Source organism: Undibacterium sp. TC4M20W (assembly GCF_049340245.1).
Classification (GTDB): Bacteria; Pseudomonadota; Gammaproteobacteria; order Burkholderiales; family Burkholderiaceae_D; genus Undibacterium.
In genome coordinates this window covers 1-14519 of record NZ_JBMPPI010000010.1, presented here as the reverse complement: position 1 = coordinate 14519, position 14519 = coordinate 1, and the positions used below count along the sequence as shown (strand labels likewise).

General features: G+C 50.5%; 16 protein-coding genes. 2 read left to right on the top strand and 14 right to left on the bottom strand.

Translation table 11 applies throughout. The features are described 5' to 3' along the window. Window positions 1–3: 3 nt before the first annotated feature. The 6 genes from ACO0LL_RS14015 to ACO0LL_RS13990 form a co-directional block, all read right to left on the bottom strand. Window positions 4–441, bottom strand: a complete 438-nt coding sequence (locus tag ACO0LL_RS14015) for a hypothetical protein (protein ID WP_422951469.1) — start codon at window positions 439–441, stop codon at window positions 4–6. A gap of 135 nt (window positions 442–576) precedes the next feature. After that, window positions 577–1494 (bottom strand): NAD(P)/FAD-dependent oxidoreductase, encoded by a 918-nt coding sequence (locus ACO0LL_RS14010; RefSeq protein WP_422951613.1) that lies wholly within the window; start codon window positions 1492–1494, stop codon window positions 577–579. Next, complete coding sequence (locus ACO0LL_RS14005; RefSeq protein ID WP_422951468.1) at window positions 1478–1951, bottom strand: Rrf2 family transcriptional regulator; 474 nt, start codon at window positions 1949–1951, stop codon at window positions 1478–1480. The genes ACO0LL_RS14010 and ACO0LL_RS14005 overlap by 17 nt, the downstream gene beginning before the upstream one ends. 166 nt (window positions 1952–2117) lie before the next feature. Next, a complete protein-coding gene (locus ACO0LL_RS14000; RefSeq protein WP_422951467.1) occupies window positions 2118–2543 on the bottom strand; it encodes a hypothetical protein in 426 nt (141 codons plus the stop codon). A 109-nt stretch (window positions 2544–2652) separates the two neighbouring features. Beyond that, entirely contained in the window at window positions 2653–3072 is a 420-nt protein-coding gene (locus tag ACO0LL_RS13995) for a hypothetical protein (protein ID WP_422951466.1), read from the bottom strand. A gap of 211 nt (window positions 3073–3283) precedes the next feature. Further along, window positions 3284–3835 (bottom strand): hypothetical protein, encoded by a 552-nt coding sequence (locus ACO0LL_RS13990; RefSeq protein WP_422951465.1) that lies wholly within the window; start codon window positions 3833–3835, stop codon window positions 3284–3286. Between the two features lie 255 nt (window positions 3836–4090). Here ACO0LL_RS13990 and ACO0LL_RS13985 point away from each other — a divergent pair, with 255 nt between their 5' ends. After that, complete coding sequence (locus ACO0LL_RS13985) at window positions 4091–4381, top strand: YciI family protein (protein ID WP_422951464.1); 291 nt, start codon at window positions 4091–4093, stop codon at window positions 4379–4381. A 66-nt stretch (window positions 4382–4447) separates the two neighbouring features. On the opposite strand, the gene sugE is transcribed toward ACO0LL_RS13985, so the two are convergent. Further along, window positions 4448–4768, bottom strand: a complete 321-nt coding sequence (sugE, locus tag ACO0LL_RS13980; protein ID WP_422951463.1) for a quaternary ammonium compound efflux SMR transporter SugE — start codon at window positions 4766–4768, stop codon at window positions 4448–4450. 160 nt (window positions 4769–4928) lie between these two features. Next, on the bottom strand, window positions 4929–5393 hold the full coding sequence (locus ACO0LL_RS13975; protein WP_422951462.1) for a DsrE family protein: 465 nt from the start codon (window positions 5391–5393) through the stop codon (window positions 4929–4931). Window positions 5394–5718: 325 nt separating this feature from the next. Here ACO0LL_RS13975 and ACO0LL_RS13970 point away from each other — a divergent pair, with 325 nt between their 5' ends. After that, complete coding sequence (locus ACO0LL_RS13970; protein WP_422951461.1) at window positions 5719–6534, top strand: phosphate/phosphite/phosphonate ABC transporter substrate-binding protein; 816 nt, start codon at window positions 5719–5721, stop codon at window positions 6532–6534. Between the two features lie 41 nt (window positions 6535–6575). Here the strand turns inward: ACO0LL_RS13970 and ACO0LL_RS13965 are convergent, their stop codons facing one another. The 6 genes from ACO0LL_RS13965 to ACO0LL_RS13940 all read right to left on the bottom strand — a co-directional run. Next, window positions 6576–7166, bottom strand: coding sequence for a helix-turn-helix domain-containing protein (locus ACO0LL_RS13965; protein WP_422951460.1), 591 nt, complete (start codon window positions 7164–7166; stop codon window positions 6576–6578). A 55-nt stretch (window positions 7167–7221) separates the two neighbouring features. Next, window positions 7222–7437 (bottom strand): hypothetical protein, encoded by a 216-nt coding sequence (locus tag ACO0LL_RS13960; protein WP_422951459.1) that lies wholly within the window; start codon window positions 7435–7437, stop codon window positions 7222–7224. A 10-nt stretch (window positions 7438–7447) separates the two neighbouring features. Beyond that, window positions 7448–8881, bottom strand: a complete 1434-nt coding sequence (locus ACO0LL_RS13955; protein WP_422951458.1) for a hypothetical protein — start codon at window positions 8879–8881, stop codon at window positions 7448–7450. Between the two features lie 81 nt (window positions 8882–8962). Continuing rightward, window positions 8963–9838, bottom strand: a complete 876-nt coding sequence (locus tag ACO0LL_RS13950) for an ABC transporter ATP-binding protein (RefSeq protein ID WP_422951457.1) — start codon at window positions 9836–9838, stop codon at window positions 8963–8965. Between the two features lie 2 nt (window positions 9839–9840). Continuing rightward, window positions 9841–10254 carry a GntR family transcriptional regulator gene (locus tag ACO0LL_RS13945; protein WP_422951456.1) on the bottom strand — a complete coding sequence of 138 codons (414 nt, stop codon included), beginning with the start codon at window positions 10252–10254 and terminating at the stop codon, window positions 9841–9843. A 315-nt stretch (window positions 10255–10569) separates the two neighbouring features. Continuing rightward, window positions 10570–14519: beta strand repeat-containing protein (locus tag ACO0LL_RS13940; RefSeq protein ID WP_422951455.1), on the bottom strand; the 3950-nt coding region annotated here is incomplete at its 5' end.

The following is a 14519-nucleotide window of genomic DNA, read 5'->3' as shown; positions in this document are numbered from 1 at the left end:
TAATCAGGCCGTTTCCAGATCCCTGTTCACGACCTCACTCACCGGCATAATCACGCACCGCAAAAACAGCTTCGCGGCATCTTCATGCGTGAGTAAATTCTGCAAGTCTGCTGGTATCTGTCCGGTAAAGGCAAAGCCTGATCTGGTATGCATTCCCGCTTCACGCTCTGACCAAAGCAATTGTATGTGGCAATCGCCCAGTGTCATGTCGGGTTGCGCTTCATCTGGTAAAAAACTGAGCTGGTACTGGCCGGATGGCATTTCGGATTCGAGTTCGGTCAGCACCTGCAGGCCGCCTGTGCTGAGGTTGACCAGCAGGGCTGGCAGGGCATCGGCATGCTCGGGGGAGTTGAATACCCAGACCGGGCGTATCTCGTGGGTGCCCAGAGGAACTAAGAAGAATTGCACGCGTTGGTGGCGACGGTTTTCAGATGGGTTCATGGCATCAATGATCAGGTCAGGTGGAGGAAATTTCTGTCAAAACAGCAGACAGAAATTTATTCCAGATTTATGTCATGAACATGACCAGAATATACTTCGCCGTCCCTCCACTCTCTCCGTGAAACCGTCAAGCTATCAGGCAGCCTTGGCCTCAAAGATCATGGACTGGTGAGCTGCCACTCCTGCCATTGCGCCGTCAGCCACGGCCATTGCCACATTACCTGCCATGCGTGCGGCGTCACCGCAGGCAAATACGCCGGGTACACTGGTGGCTTTGATCTCGTTGGTACGGATAACCGTGCCCATGGGGCCTTCTGTCATTTCACAAGCCAACTGTGTGGCGAAAGGACTGTTGATGCGGATCGTGCCCATGGTGAACAGGCCATCCATATCATGTTGCTGGCCGTTTTGCAGTTCTACCGTGGCAAGGCCGCTGATCTTGCTTACAGGCGCAGCTTCTATTGTGACGCCACGTTTTTGCAAAGCCGCCAATTGCTCAGCATCTGGCTCAAAGCATAGATTGGTGAACAGCGTGACTTGACCCCAGTCTGGCAGCATCATCGCATGGTGATACGACAGCGGGCTGGTAGCCAGTACGCCAATGCGGCCATTATCAATTTCATAGCCGTGACAATATGGGCAGTGGAAGATGCTGCGGCCCCAGCGTTCTGCCAGACCTACTATTGCGGGCAAGTCATCGGTGACGCCGGTGGCGAGTATCAGCCTGCGTGCCTGGTAATTGCCCTGCACCTCAACGGTTACGACAAAACCATCGTCCAAACGATTGGCCGAGGTGGCCTGCCCTTCTACCCAGGTAACGGTTTTATAGGCCATCAACTGTGCCTTGCCTTCACTGGCAATGGCGCTGGCTTTCTTGCCATCTTGCCCCAGAAAGCCGTGTGAGTATTCAACAAAGCGGTTACGGCGCTGGCCGCCATCGATGACCAGCACCTGCCGCCTGGCGCGTGCCAATTGCATGGCGGCAGAGAGACCTGCATAGCTGCCACCGATGATGATGGCATCAAACATCATGCCCTTAGTGATGGTTGTCATGGTGGTCATGGCTTTTTCCCTTGTTCTTGCTGTGTGCATTAAATTTGCGGCTGAATTCTTTCGCCAGGTCAGCCAGTGTCACGTCACCCAGACGGGCGATGAGCAAGGCCTCTGCTTCATCAAAGGCAGTTGCGAGTGCTTCGTTGACGACTTGCTCGACCAGGCACTCTGGATTGTCATTGCGGTTGCCCATGGCAAAGACGGTAGGTGCGCCGAGGGCATCATAGATGTCACGCAAGGTCACCGTTTGCAAATCGCAAGAAATCACCCAGCCGCCGCCATGGCCCTTGTCTGAACTTACATAACCACGGCTGCGCAAGCCCGCCAGCACGCGTCTGACCAGCACCGGATTGGTGGTCAGGTATTGCGCCAGTTCTTCAGAAGTCATGGCCCGTTGACCATGCGCCATGTGCAATAGCACGTGGAGGATGGAGGAAAGTTTGCTGTCTTGTCTCATGTAACTTATGATAGTACATAATCGGGAAATGTGCAGGAAATTTTTAATACAGCAGAAAATGCAGGCAATAAAAAACAGGGATAGCCCATTTGGTCTATCCCTGTTTTTTGCATGCCCGGTCAGCAACCGGGCAAATGTCCTGCAATATGTCTGACTTGTCAGTCAGCTAGTCTGATTTTTTGGACTGCCGCACTGACCACCAGCCAGCCAATGCCATCAAACAGCCAAACAGAACCAGGCCACCTGGAATGTACATCATGCGCCAGCCTGGTAAAGACAGTGCAAGAAAGACAGTAGCGCTCATCCATAAAGTGCCACTGCTTTTTGATTTCCTGGCATTCTGTATGCCGCCCAGATACAAAAATATCCAGCCCAGCAAGGTCAGCACTACCGTCGTCATCGCCACAACACCTGTGCGCAACAGCTCGAAATAATAGGGCAAGTTAATCCCTGTCAGCACGAGATGTGCGAGTATGAACATCAACACTACCGGCGCTGAGTCCTCCAGCCCCTTTGCGTTACCTTGGATACCAGGCACAGACTCGCTGGCAAAATTAATTACATCGTCACTATCAGGTTGTTGTTCGCTCATACAGGTTGTGCGCAAGCTTGTTTAAAGCAAAGCAGTTTAGCGCAGATCTGTGCGCAGATAAAGCGATCCTGTTCGGTCGCGGCCCTTACCTGCACATGCCGCTGTCGTTTTATTTATCTACTTCCCTCGTCAGCATTTCCCATGAAGGCTGGGAAGTGCCATCAGTCGTTGCCGAGACTTTACCGCCAGCAAACTTGAGGTAAGTCGTCGCAGCCTTGCTGAATTCTATGGACTTCATCTTGCACATGGCTTTTTTTGTCGCGGCATCAGCGCAATAGGAAGCAACATTGTCCTTGATGGTAGCGGCAAAATACTTGATCTTGAACATGTCGTCAGTGCTTTGAAAACTGTCGGCCTTGATGTCGAATTTGACGTCGCAACCGCAGGATGTTTTCAGGCTGCTGGTGGCGGCCTTGACTGCAGGCTCAACTTCATTACTCATGAAGTCGCGTTCTGCCTTGCCTGCAAATGCAGTCAGTGGCAAAAGCAAGGCGATGCTGGAGATGGCGGCGAGTCTGGAAATTTTCATGCTTATGTCCTTATGTCCTTGTGAGATTAAAACCTGGAATGTCTTGAAGAGTTTTGCATTCTAAGTTTCAAGGACAACATGCGGCTAAATGTTTGTAAGCAATTCACGATGAAAAAATATCGCTCACAGTGTCTGTCATTTAACTTTGTCACCAGTGCTTACACTTTTGATCACAGTGCATTCTTTCCAAATTCTGGTTCAACGGGATTATTCATCCCTGTACTTTTCTTTGCCGCCACCAATGCAAAGCCCAGCGCCAGCAATAGATCAGGCTGACTAGCAATAAACTGATCCAGCAGAGAATCGCCAGCACGCCGCCGACTTGAGGCTTACCCCACACAAGCACCCAAAAGAACAAGGCAGGACCAGCAAGCACACTGGCCAGCAAGATAATAATAACTTGCAGCTTTTCCTTCAAAACCAGCAGTCCGCAGGGCAGAAAAAAGACGGCAAATACTGCGAGCATGGTCAAGCTGCTTGCCATCGTTTTGTTTTTGCGCACGTCCTCCCAGCCATCCATTAATAAGGCATAGCCATACAGGGAATTGTCTTTCGCTGCATTTACCGCGCGCTCTTCCACGTTCTTTTCCACATTCGCTTTCACTGCCTCTTGTTGATTCGGCTGGCTGTTTGCCGATTGAGATTGAGACTGCGGTTTCGCCTCCTGTTGCGGCTTCATTTTGGATTCGCATGTAGACAGGGGCAATACAAAACAAAGCAATAAAAGAAGCGAAGAAATTTTCCTGATCAGGCTTAACATCATGACGTGAACTTTCGAATGAATGTGGACTTTCGAATTGAAGAGTACTCGCGGTCTAATCGAAGCACCTGCCGGATTCAACACCAGCGCTTAGCTATCTACAAACCTGTTGCTACTTTATCAAAGTATTACCACTAAATATACTGGCATCAGCTGTCCGGCTGGTTTGGAACAGAAATAAAAACATTGAACAGCAATCAGCAGCTATTCAAGTTTTTGCCTCTCACTTTACATTCAAGAAAAACTCAGGAAAACACCATGTTCATACTCATTGCCAGCTATAGTAAAAACCCTGCTGAAGTAGAACCGCAAATCAAAGCCCATGGCGAATGGGTAAGCCGCTACCTGAAGGAAGGTATATTCCTGTTCGCTGGCCCCAAAAAAAGTGGCCTCGGCGGCATCATCGCCGTACAGAGCATCAGCAAGGAAAAGCTCTTGCAAATAATGGCGGAAGATTCTTATGTACAGGCAGATGTCGCGGATTACCAGATTATTGATTTTGATTGCAAGGCGACGCAAAGCACGCTGGAAGCCTTGAAGCTGGCTTGAGCATTTAGTCTTCAAAGCCCTTGGCATACCAAGCCAGATCAAGGGCTTTGCCACATAAATTACGATCTAGTGCGGTGAAGACATTTTCATGAAGACCAGGCCACAGATGATGAGCAGCAATGCACAGATACGCATGAAATTCAGTTGCTCACCAAAGAAGACGATGCCCAGAATAAAGGCACCAACGGCACCTATGCCTGTCCACATGGTATAGGCTGTGCCTAATGGCAGGGTACGCATGGATAAGGCCAGCAAGGCAAAGCTGACTATCATGCCTGCGATGGTGACTACAGAGGGGACAACTTTCGTGAAACCTTCAGACTGCTTCATGGCGAAAGCCCAAACTACTTCAAACAGACCAGCCAGTATCAATAATATCCAAGCCATGACAGCTCTCCTTTCAAAGAGCCGGGCCGTCCCGGACATTCATTCCCAAACTGGGGAAGGTCGTTCCTCCTGATGGAATCCGTGTGGATTCGCTTGAATGGGCGGCTTAGCCCAATGATGCCAGGTGCAAATTATAGCTTAGCTACCGCCCTGTTGCACATCACGGCCTGATGTAAGCATAACCTTGCTGTTGCCGCTTGATCAGTTGCGACACACCTGCCTCAACATAATCGAGATTGTCGAGCATGTCTGACTTGCTGATTTTTTGTGCGCGCATGGTGTTCTCGCAGATCACGACATGGGCACCGAGCTTCATGACTTCATCAATGCGGCTGGCAACGGGTGTCTCAAACTTGAACATGTCTATGCCGGGGCCATAGGCGACGATTTCTACCTCAACATTATCTTTGCCCAGGTCTTTGATGACATTCTTCACGTTATTCAATGCCAGTTCCCACTTGCGGCTTTCACCATCACTGACCTGAAAAACCACTTTGGATTTTTGTGTTGCCTGCGCTTTGGCAGGCGCTGATGTTTGCGCCATGACGCTGGCCGGGCCCAGGCCGCTGATTAACAGGCTTAGAGCTGCACCCAAAGTACAGGCATAGTGGGAAAACTGTCTCATATTCACTCCGCTATTTGAACGAGTGCCGCTTTAAGCAGCTACTGAAGCAACAATAGCAGATTTATAGGCAAACTGATCATGAAATTTTCTGACTTGATGCATGACTAATTTGGCAATTACTTTCCAGTTTAACAGGTTGCAAAAAAGCATTTTATCAAAACGAAAATGTTAAAAATGATTGCTTGCATAAGCTTATCTGGATTAAAGTTGGTCTTTCCGCAATTGTGTCGGCGTAATCAGCCACCTATCAGCTACCTATCTGGTGCATGCGTCTTAGGCTGGAATACAAGGCCTGAATGATTAACAGTTTTCCAGGATGACGGATATGAAAAAAGTTCTCTCGATTGCGGCTTGCTGTCTGGCTGGGTTTACTACTCAGGTACAAGCGCAAAACAACTATAGTCTGTACGTCAGTGAAGGTACATCTGGCGGGCTTGATGCGGCCCAGGTCATAGAAAAATATACCGGCCTGGCAGAAGTCATGGGCAAGGCTCTGGGTAAAAAAGTGACGGTGGTGGTGGCACGTGAATTCTCTCAGCTTGAGGAAGGTATGAAAGCCGGCAAGATGGATTTTGTGATTGCCCGGCCCAGTGATTATCCGGCGCGTGGCATACGTGACTACAAATATCAACTGGTCTCAACGTCCAAGCCTGATGGCCAATGTCTGCTCATCGTACCCAAGGCATCACCATTGAAGAGTATCGCTGATGTGAAAGGCAAACGCATAGCCTTGCCTGAGAAGATTTCTTATATGTCGAAATTCTGTTCGGCGGAATTGACGCACAATGGTTTCAACCTGGCGACAGAAAAAATCCAGTATGCAAAAGAACAGGGAGCCGTGCTGTTTTACCTGGACAATCTGCTGGCCGATGTCGGTGGCATTGCCTCTTACTCAGGTGTAGCCAAGAACCTGGAAAAAACCGGCCACCGCGTCATCCATACCAGCCAGCCACAACCTTACCAGCCTCTGATTGCCCACCCCAAGATCACGGCAGCGCAAATCCAGGCCTTGAAAAAAGAACTGGGGCTGCTCGATGATACCGAAGCAGGCAAACCCACGCTGAAGCAAATCGGTATCAAGGAGTTTGATACCGGCAATAATGAACAGCGCCTGCTCGATTTGCTGAAATGGCTGGGCTAAGCCTTGGCTCCAGCTCCAGCTCTTCTATCCCATTCCTTCCATCAATACGAATGGGATACAGCCTGGGTCAGCGGGTCATAAATGGACGGCATCATAGGCATGGATGGAACTGGTGACTTCACCTGTTCTGCTATGTCAAGCATCATCAGCTTTTGCGTGCGCAGGTAAGGGCTGGGTACTGCCCTTTCTACTACGATGTTCCAGCGCTTCAGATAGTTGGTCACTGAGCGTATATGAATTTTGACGCCCAGATGTTTGCTGATGAGCTCAGCAACGGCAGGACGTGTCCATTCAGCAAAGTCCATCTGCAACTGACGTGGCTTGTTGTCACGTATCAGTTGTTGTACTTGCTCTTCTTGCTCGGTACTCATGGCACGGCCTTCGCCTGAACGGCGGCCACGGCGGTGCGGCAGAATGGCATCGGCACCCTGCTCCTGGTAACGGGCAATAATCAGGCAGACTGCAGTATAGCTAAGCCCCAGTTCACGTGCGATCTGGACTTTTCTCGCGCCGCGCTGATGGGCGCGTATGACCTGGCGGCGTCGTTCATATTGCTCCAGCGCACTCAGACTTCTGGCATCTTCTTTTTTGGCGGCAGGTGCAAATACTTGCATGGGCAGTGGCATATTCATACTGAGATCCTTAATGTTGACTATTCAACGAAGAGATGCAGTGAATATAGGCGATTTACAGCTTTATGTGCCCTATACTAAAGTATGAATACAGCGCTTCCAGGGCGATTTTCCCTAGCTTGATACCGAGGCATTCCCAGATATCTTCCCCTGTTTGATCTTGCTTGCAAGACAACAAGGCGACCCGCCCGGCTGGCTGTGTCAGTTCTGGCGGTGCCAGCAAGATAAAGAAGAGCAAAGCAAGTACGCCTATGATGATCAGGATACGCATGATGTACCCTTCATACAGCACGGCAAACCGGAAACAAAGCCTCAGCCTGCATCAGCGTCTGCCAACGCCGACGTAATATTGCAGCAGTAGCACCTGCAATCAGGCTGCAGATCAGCCAAACCGGCAAGCGAGGAACAAGCTCATGCAGACCAAGCACGGCGAGGCCTAGGAAAATCAGTATAGTCAATGCTGCCAGCAATGAAGATTGATAGCTGGATGGGATATGCGCATAATTGGTCAGGCTCAAGAAACTCACCGGCAACAGGCTGAATGAAATTAGCCAGATTACTTCGTGCATATAGTCTGAGGTCGAGCATAAATAGGCCGCACTCAAGGCAAATACAGTTGACACCAACCAAAGACCCAAATATTGGCCCAATATAAAACCTAGTATCGTCTTGCCCTGCCCGCGCTGGTTGGGTAAATTTGGTGCTAGTAATAGCAAACCTTGCTCTTCCCGGCGTTGAGAAACGCAGCTGCGCACAACAGCGGCGTAGATAGGCGGTAGCATGATAAAAGAGACCAAGGCAGCCAAATATGCCACCGAATGATCAAGCGCTTGATTCTTCGAGGCATCGTGAAAGTAAAACACGAAGTAGATGCTCAAACCTGCACTCATTACTACTACCGGGATAAAACTGCTCAACCAAAAAGCCTGTGAACCAATGGAGAATGCTATCAATTGCCCGACTTTTTCTGGTGCAGCACGCACCTTCTCCATACTTCGGCGTAAGAAGAAGTGATAGGGATTGAGGAACTTCAAGGAATACGCACTCATGCCTGCTTCTTCACCACGCATGTACATTATCATCGTAGGAATGCTATCGGCTACTTTGAAAAGCTCATCACCACGCACAGAAAACACCCAGCGTAGAATCAGCGCGGTCAGCGAAAATCCAGCGATCACCAGCAACACAGGCTGATTCCAGTCTAGCTGCATGGGCAAGGTACTGCTATTTCGAAATAACCAAGCTGGAAGCTGTGTAAGCACTATGAGCAGTATGATTACCAGCTTATTGCGAAGAGTAGCAACGTACACCAGCATGGCGATAACGCCAAAGAACCATCCCTGGAAAAACTTCCCATGCATGCGCAATACCCAAGGAAACAACAATGGAATGAGTAAAATAGGCAGTGCAAGCGCAGTCTGCATACGCCGTTTCATGTGCGGAACCAAGTTGGCGCAAGTGGGCGTATATTGCGTGGCGATACTGGGTATCAGGAAAATAAACCAAAAAAATAAAATCGTCAGCAACACTGACCCTAGTCCGTTGACGCATGTCTTTATGATGGCCGTCGCACTGGGTTCGTATCCGGTGACAGAAAGCAGCTCAACGAATGGAATCAAACAAATCAATGCCAGGATGAAGTAGGCAGATTTAAGACTGCCTGCATTGATGCGTCCATAGACGGGTTGCATCCATATTGAAATAATGGCCTTCATATTATTCTTTCTCAGTTCTCATCAACCAGTGAATGGGAATGTGCCAGGCATGGTGGTACAGGCGCTTATTCACCGAGAATTTCAGCATGTCATTTCTATGAACAAGTCTTCCAGGCTGAGCTTATCGATACGGACATCCTGACGTGCTTCCAGTGCATGCAATTGTTCATGGCTGAATTGCGCCAGCAGCTTGCCCTCACCGCTTGCATTTCCAGTCTGACGCAATACTTTTACAGGCTGCAGTTGCCGCAATACGTTAGATGGCCCATTGATACGCACTGTATTGTCCATCATGTCATCAAGTGATTGTTGATGAACAATTTGCCCGTCGCTGAGAAAAGCGACATCCATCGCCACCCTTTCAAGATCAGAAAGAATATGGGTAGAGAACACGATGGTGGTCTGCTTTTCAATGACGCGGTCTATGAGTTCGCGCAAAAATTCACGGCGGCCTGCCGGGTCAAGGCTGGACACTGGCTCATCCAGGATAAGCAACTCAGGATCATGGGCCAGTGCGCGGATGATGGACAGGCGCTGCTTTTGACCTACCGAGAGTTTGTTGATGGCCTTGTCATAAGGCAGCTCCCAGGCTTGCATCAGTGACTGAACCTTGTTGTCGTTCCAGCGTGGGTATAGCAGCTGGAAGTAGGCCAGCATCTGCCTTGCCGTCAGCCATTCAAACAGGTCACTGCGCTGTGGTACATAGGCTATCCTGGCCCTGGTCTCTGCACTGAGTTGCCCTGCTGCTTCACCATACAGACTGGACTTGCCGCCATCGATATCACGCAAACCCAGCAGACATTCTATCAATGTCGATTTGCCTGCACCATTGCGGCCCAGCAGGCCGACAATACTACCGGGTGTAATCTGCCAGTCGAGATTTTTCAACACAGCTTGCCCGCTGAAGGATTTATTCAGACGCTGGATATGCACGGGTGCAATTAACTGAGCTTGCATGCTTATTTTCCTTTAAGAATACTGGTCAAGAGTGTGATGACTGCGCTGGAGTCAAGTTCGAGCTGGCTGGCTTCAAGTGCGATACGCTCAAGGCTGGGGCGCAATAATTCCAGCCTCGATGCAAGATCAGAATGGCCGCTGGCCTGTGCCGCGACTTCCATGCCCAGCCCACGGCGGCGTACCAGCAAACCTTCTGCTTCGAGCATGCTGTAAGCCTTGGATACCGTCATGGGATTGACACCAAGCCCGGTGGCGACATCACGCACCGAGGGCATGGCATCACCCGCAGCAATTTGCCCACCCGCCTGCAGGCGTCGCAATTGCTCTATCAACTGGCGATAGATAGGTTCACTACTCCCTGTCACCACCTGGAATATCTCTGCCCCCAACTGGCGCGGGCTGGCTGGCGCACTCATGATGCATGTTCCATGGTCTAGCCTTTCATTGTCTGGCTTTCATTACATTCAATTGACGTAGCCATATTTCTTATCTATTACCGACTAATACAGCATCACCACGTGTATTAATATAGTAATACAGTGGTTTTTTAATTTCAAGCGTTTTTTTTGAAATGGAATGAAGGGGGAAATAGTAATGACAAGCACGCCGCGGCAAAAAACAGGCGCAAAAAAAACGCCAGCAAAGCTGGCGTCTTAATAGTCAAGTTGTCCAAATACTGCGATGCTGCGGGCAGGAATCAGAATTGATGCCCGCCCTGATGATGTTTTTCTTTATGCAATCAGATTGCCAGTCGAGATAGTACCTATCGTACCCGTCAATTGCACAAAGAAGTCAGTATCATCAAAATGGGTGACATCTGTACCAGTGTTCTGGACCAGATAAGTACCCGCTGCTGTACCTGTTTGTATCGTGATCAGGTAAGCCTGGCTAGTACTGTTAAAAACGACAGCAAGACCTGCGGCAATCGTGGTCAGGTAGTTGCCCGTATCGGCATTACCAATGATGTAGGAACCCACAATCGACGCATTGACACCAGTCTTGAAGTAGTCAGTGCCTGTCGAGTTGAAGTTGCCGACGATGTCTACCTGTGTCCTGTTCGACATATTGGCACCGGTTTCTATCAGCGTTTCAGAACCTGCGCCGGAGAACTGCAGGTTGATGGTATCCACCGCCGCACCACCTGTGATGGTCGTGGAAGAGGAGCTGGAACCCAGCAGGTTCAGGGTCTGGCCGCCAGTACCCAGGATAATGGTGTTATCGCCTGTGCTCTTCGTATAGTTCAGGGTCACGCCCGCACCATCCTGGTTGGTGATGCTGCTTGTACCTGTACTGCCCGCCACGCTGATGGTTTCGATACCTGCGATCTTGGTGGTGAAGTCCAGGTTCTGGGTGTTGGTGGTGCCGACATTGAGAATGTCTATACCATTGCCGCCATCTATCGTGGTCAGGAAGTTGATGACCTGGTTGGCAGTGAAATTAAACACATCCGTACCGGTACCGCCAATGACACTGACAGCCACGTTGGCTGAGGTGAAGTTATTGGTGCCGTTGGCCAGGTTGTACTTTTCTACGCTGCTAAAGGCGTTAACCGTACCAGCAGTCGTCAGGTTGATGGTCTCGGTTCCTGAAGCATTGACGGTGCCGGTAAATTGCGCCATCTGCGCTGCGGTCATGGTGATGTTGGCATTATTGGTCACGGTCAGGTTTTCAAAGCCCGTGACAGTGGCATTGCTGATATCTGGTATGGACGAGAAGAACGCCAGACTGTCTGTACCAGTATTCCCAGCGGTATAAGTACCGAGGATGGTCACGCCATTCAGGGCCAGGCTATTGTTACCATTGCCCAATGCCGCTGTGCTGGAAACCGTGGCATTGATCGTGATATTGTCGTTACCTGTACCGCCCGTATAGTCAACGCCCGCAGTGGCAGAGTTCATGTTGACGGTATTGGTACCGGTGGCGCTGCCTTTGACAGTTGCAGTACTTGTCAGGGCATTGGCTGTCCAGGTAAAGCCACCGAGGGTAATGCCGCTGGCATCGACATTAATCAGCGAGGTGCTGGTGGCTGGCATGGTCAGGCCTGCATTACCGCTGACATAGATGTTCTTGACCGAGCTACCGAGTATGGTCAGCGTGTCATTGAAAAGACCTGTCGGTGTGGCCTGGCCATCGACGGTGGTGATGTTGAAAGTCTCGACGCCGGATGCCGTAATACCCGTGGTGGCAAAGGCAACGGCAGTAGTACTGGCATCTGTCAGTACCAGGTTGACGATATCGTTAACACCACCGGCAAATGCCGCATTGGAAAAGGTCATGGCGGTACTGGAACCCGTCAGTGTCACCGTGCTATTGCTGGCCAGGTTGCTCAAGGTCAGCCCGTTGGCACCAGCGCCCAGAGTGATGTCGGTATAGTTACCCAGGGTTTGTACATCAACGGTCTGGGTGGTGCCGCTGGTCAGACGCAATTTTTCAAAACCTGTCACATTGCCGGCGAAAGTACCCGAACCAGAGGCAACAGCAGCATAGGCTGCTGACAGCACGATGGTGTCAGTACCCAGGCCGCCATTGATCACGATAGGCAACAAGGCAGTGTTAGGGATGAAGGTGTCATTGCCTGAGCCACCGTTGATGGTAGTGAAGCCAGCAGACGTATTGTAGGTGATGGTATTGGTACCATTCGCCAGATTCAATACCTTGAGGTTGCTGAGCGTGCCGCCCGTGCTGCCATTGTTGATGCTGACTGTGCCTGCCGTGGTCAGGGTCAGTATGTCAGTGTCTGCAGCATTACCGGCGATGGTCGTACCATTGAGACCAGGGATGGTAGACATGAAGATGTCGTTGGTCGTCGCCGTACCGTTGTAAGTACCGCCCGTAGTAACTGAAACCGCATTGGCAATGCCAAAATCACTGACAAAGATAGTACCTGTTGTGCCACCCAGTTTGACGATGAAATCGCTGGCATCAACTGTCCCGACACTGCCGCCAATATTCTGGAAGGCATAAACGCCCGCCGCAGTACCGCTGTTAACGGTGATGGTATAAGCCTGACCTGTAATTGCCAGGCTGGAGCCCGCTGCAGTTGCCGCTGTTGCGATGGCTGCGGCCAGGCTGCTGCTGTCAGCATTGGCAATAGTCAGATTAAACAATGAAGTTGGCAAAACACCGGTAGCAAAAATGTCTGCACCTGCCGCCTTGAAATTATTAACTGTATCAATGGCAGCGATGTTTGAGCCAAGCGCGATGACATCTGCACCAGTTGCAGTGGTAGACAAATTGATGGTATCCGCACCAGAACCGCCAGTGATAGTGCTTGCACCTGTTCCTGTGCCCAGAATATTGAGGGTCTGGCCACCAGAACCGAGCGTGATGTTATTGATGGCAGTAGCAGCAGACTTGGTGAAGTTCAGGGTCACGCCTGCGCCATTCTCGTTTGTCACTGTCCAGGTTGGCGTAGTACCGCCAGTGACATTGATGACTTCTACATTGCTGACTTTGGCAGACAGGTCAAGAGCCGCTGCCACAGCACCAACATTGAGGGTATCTGTACCAGCACCGCCATTGATGGTTGCGGCAGCAGCGATAATGGCTGAGCTCGCAGTGATGGTGTCATTACCCGTGCCACCCGTTACAGAAACCAGGCCTGTCGCCGCGGTAAAGGTATTGCCGCCATTTGCCAGTACATAATTTTCTACATTGCTATTGCCAGTAATACTGCCGGCAGTCGTGATGTTGACTGTTTCTGTCCCTGCGGCAGTGAAGGTGGTAAAACCGGCAAATTGTGCCGCTGTCATGGTGACAGACGCGTTATTGTTAATATTGACGGTTTCAAAACCACTGACATTGGCCGCGCTGATATTGCTGCCATTGAACAGGTACAAGGTATCCGACGTCCCCGAACCAGCCACAAAGGTGCCTGTATAAGTCTTGCCTTCCATGACCAGGGTATTGGTGCCTGTCCCCAGATTGATATTGCCAGCGAGCATGGAGTTGCCACTATTCGCCAGATCAACATAATCATTGCCTGAGCCGCCATTGACGGTGGTAATGCCAGAATTTGCAACCGTGAAGAAAACAACATTGGCAGCGCTACTGTCCATCGTCAGTGTCTTGATATTGGTGATGGTATTGCCACTACCAATATTCACCGTGCCACCACCAGAGATGGTGATAGTGTCAGAGTCACCGCTGTTACCATTGACGGTAGTGCCGACCAGAGACGCGACATTGCCGGTGAAATTTTCATTGAGGCCAGCTGCGCCATTGAATGTACCGCCTGCAGTCAGGGCAGTACCATTGGCGGCCTGACCACCGCCATTCGATGGGCTGGTGCCTATGGTGCCGGCAATGGCTGCACCGCTGCCAGTTACCGTCACCGCACCGGAAGTCGTCGTGTTATTGATACCACCACCCGTCGCGTTGGAAGCTGATGTCACGTCGTAGACCAATATGCCACCGGTAATGGAGATGTAGGACAGATCAATATTATTCACACCCGCCACATCATCCACAATCGTCAATTGATGCGGACCAACGCCAGCAAAGGTCAGTACCGGACCAGACAGATTCAATGCAGCACGCGCAGCGATCAAAGCAGCATACTGGCTCGCAGTAATGACGACTGCAGAATTGCTGACAATGTTTTCAATACCAGACAAAGTTGCACCAGCCAGATTGATCGCACCGTAAGTGACCAGTGTATCGTTACCTGTACCCAGGTTGA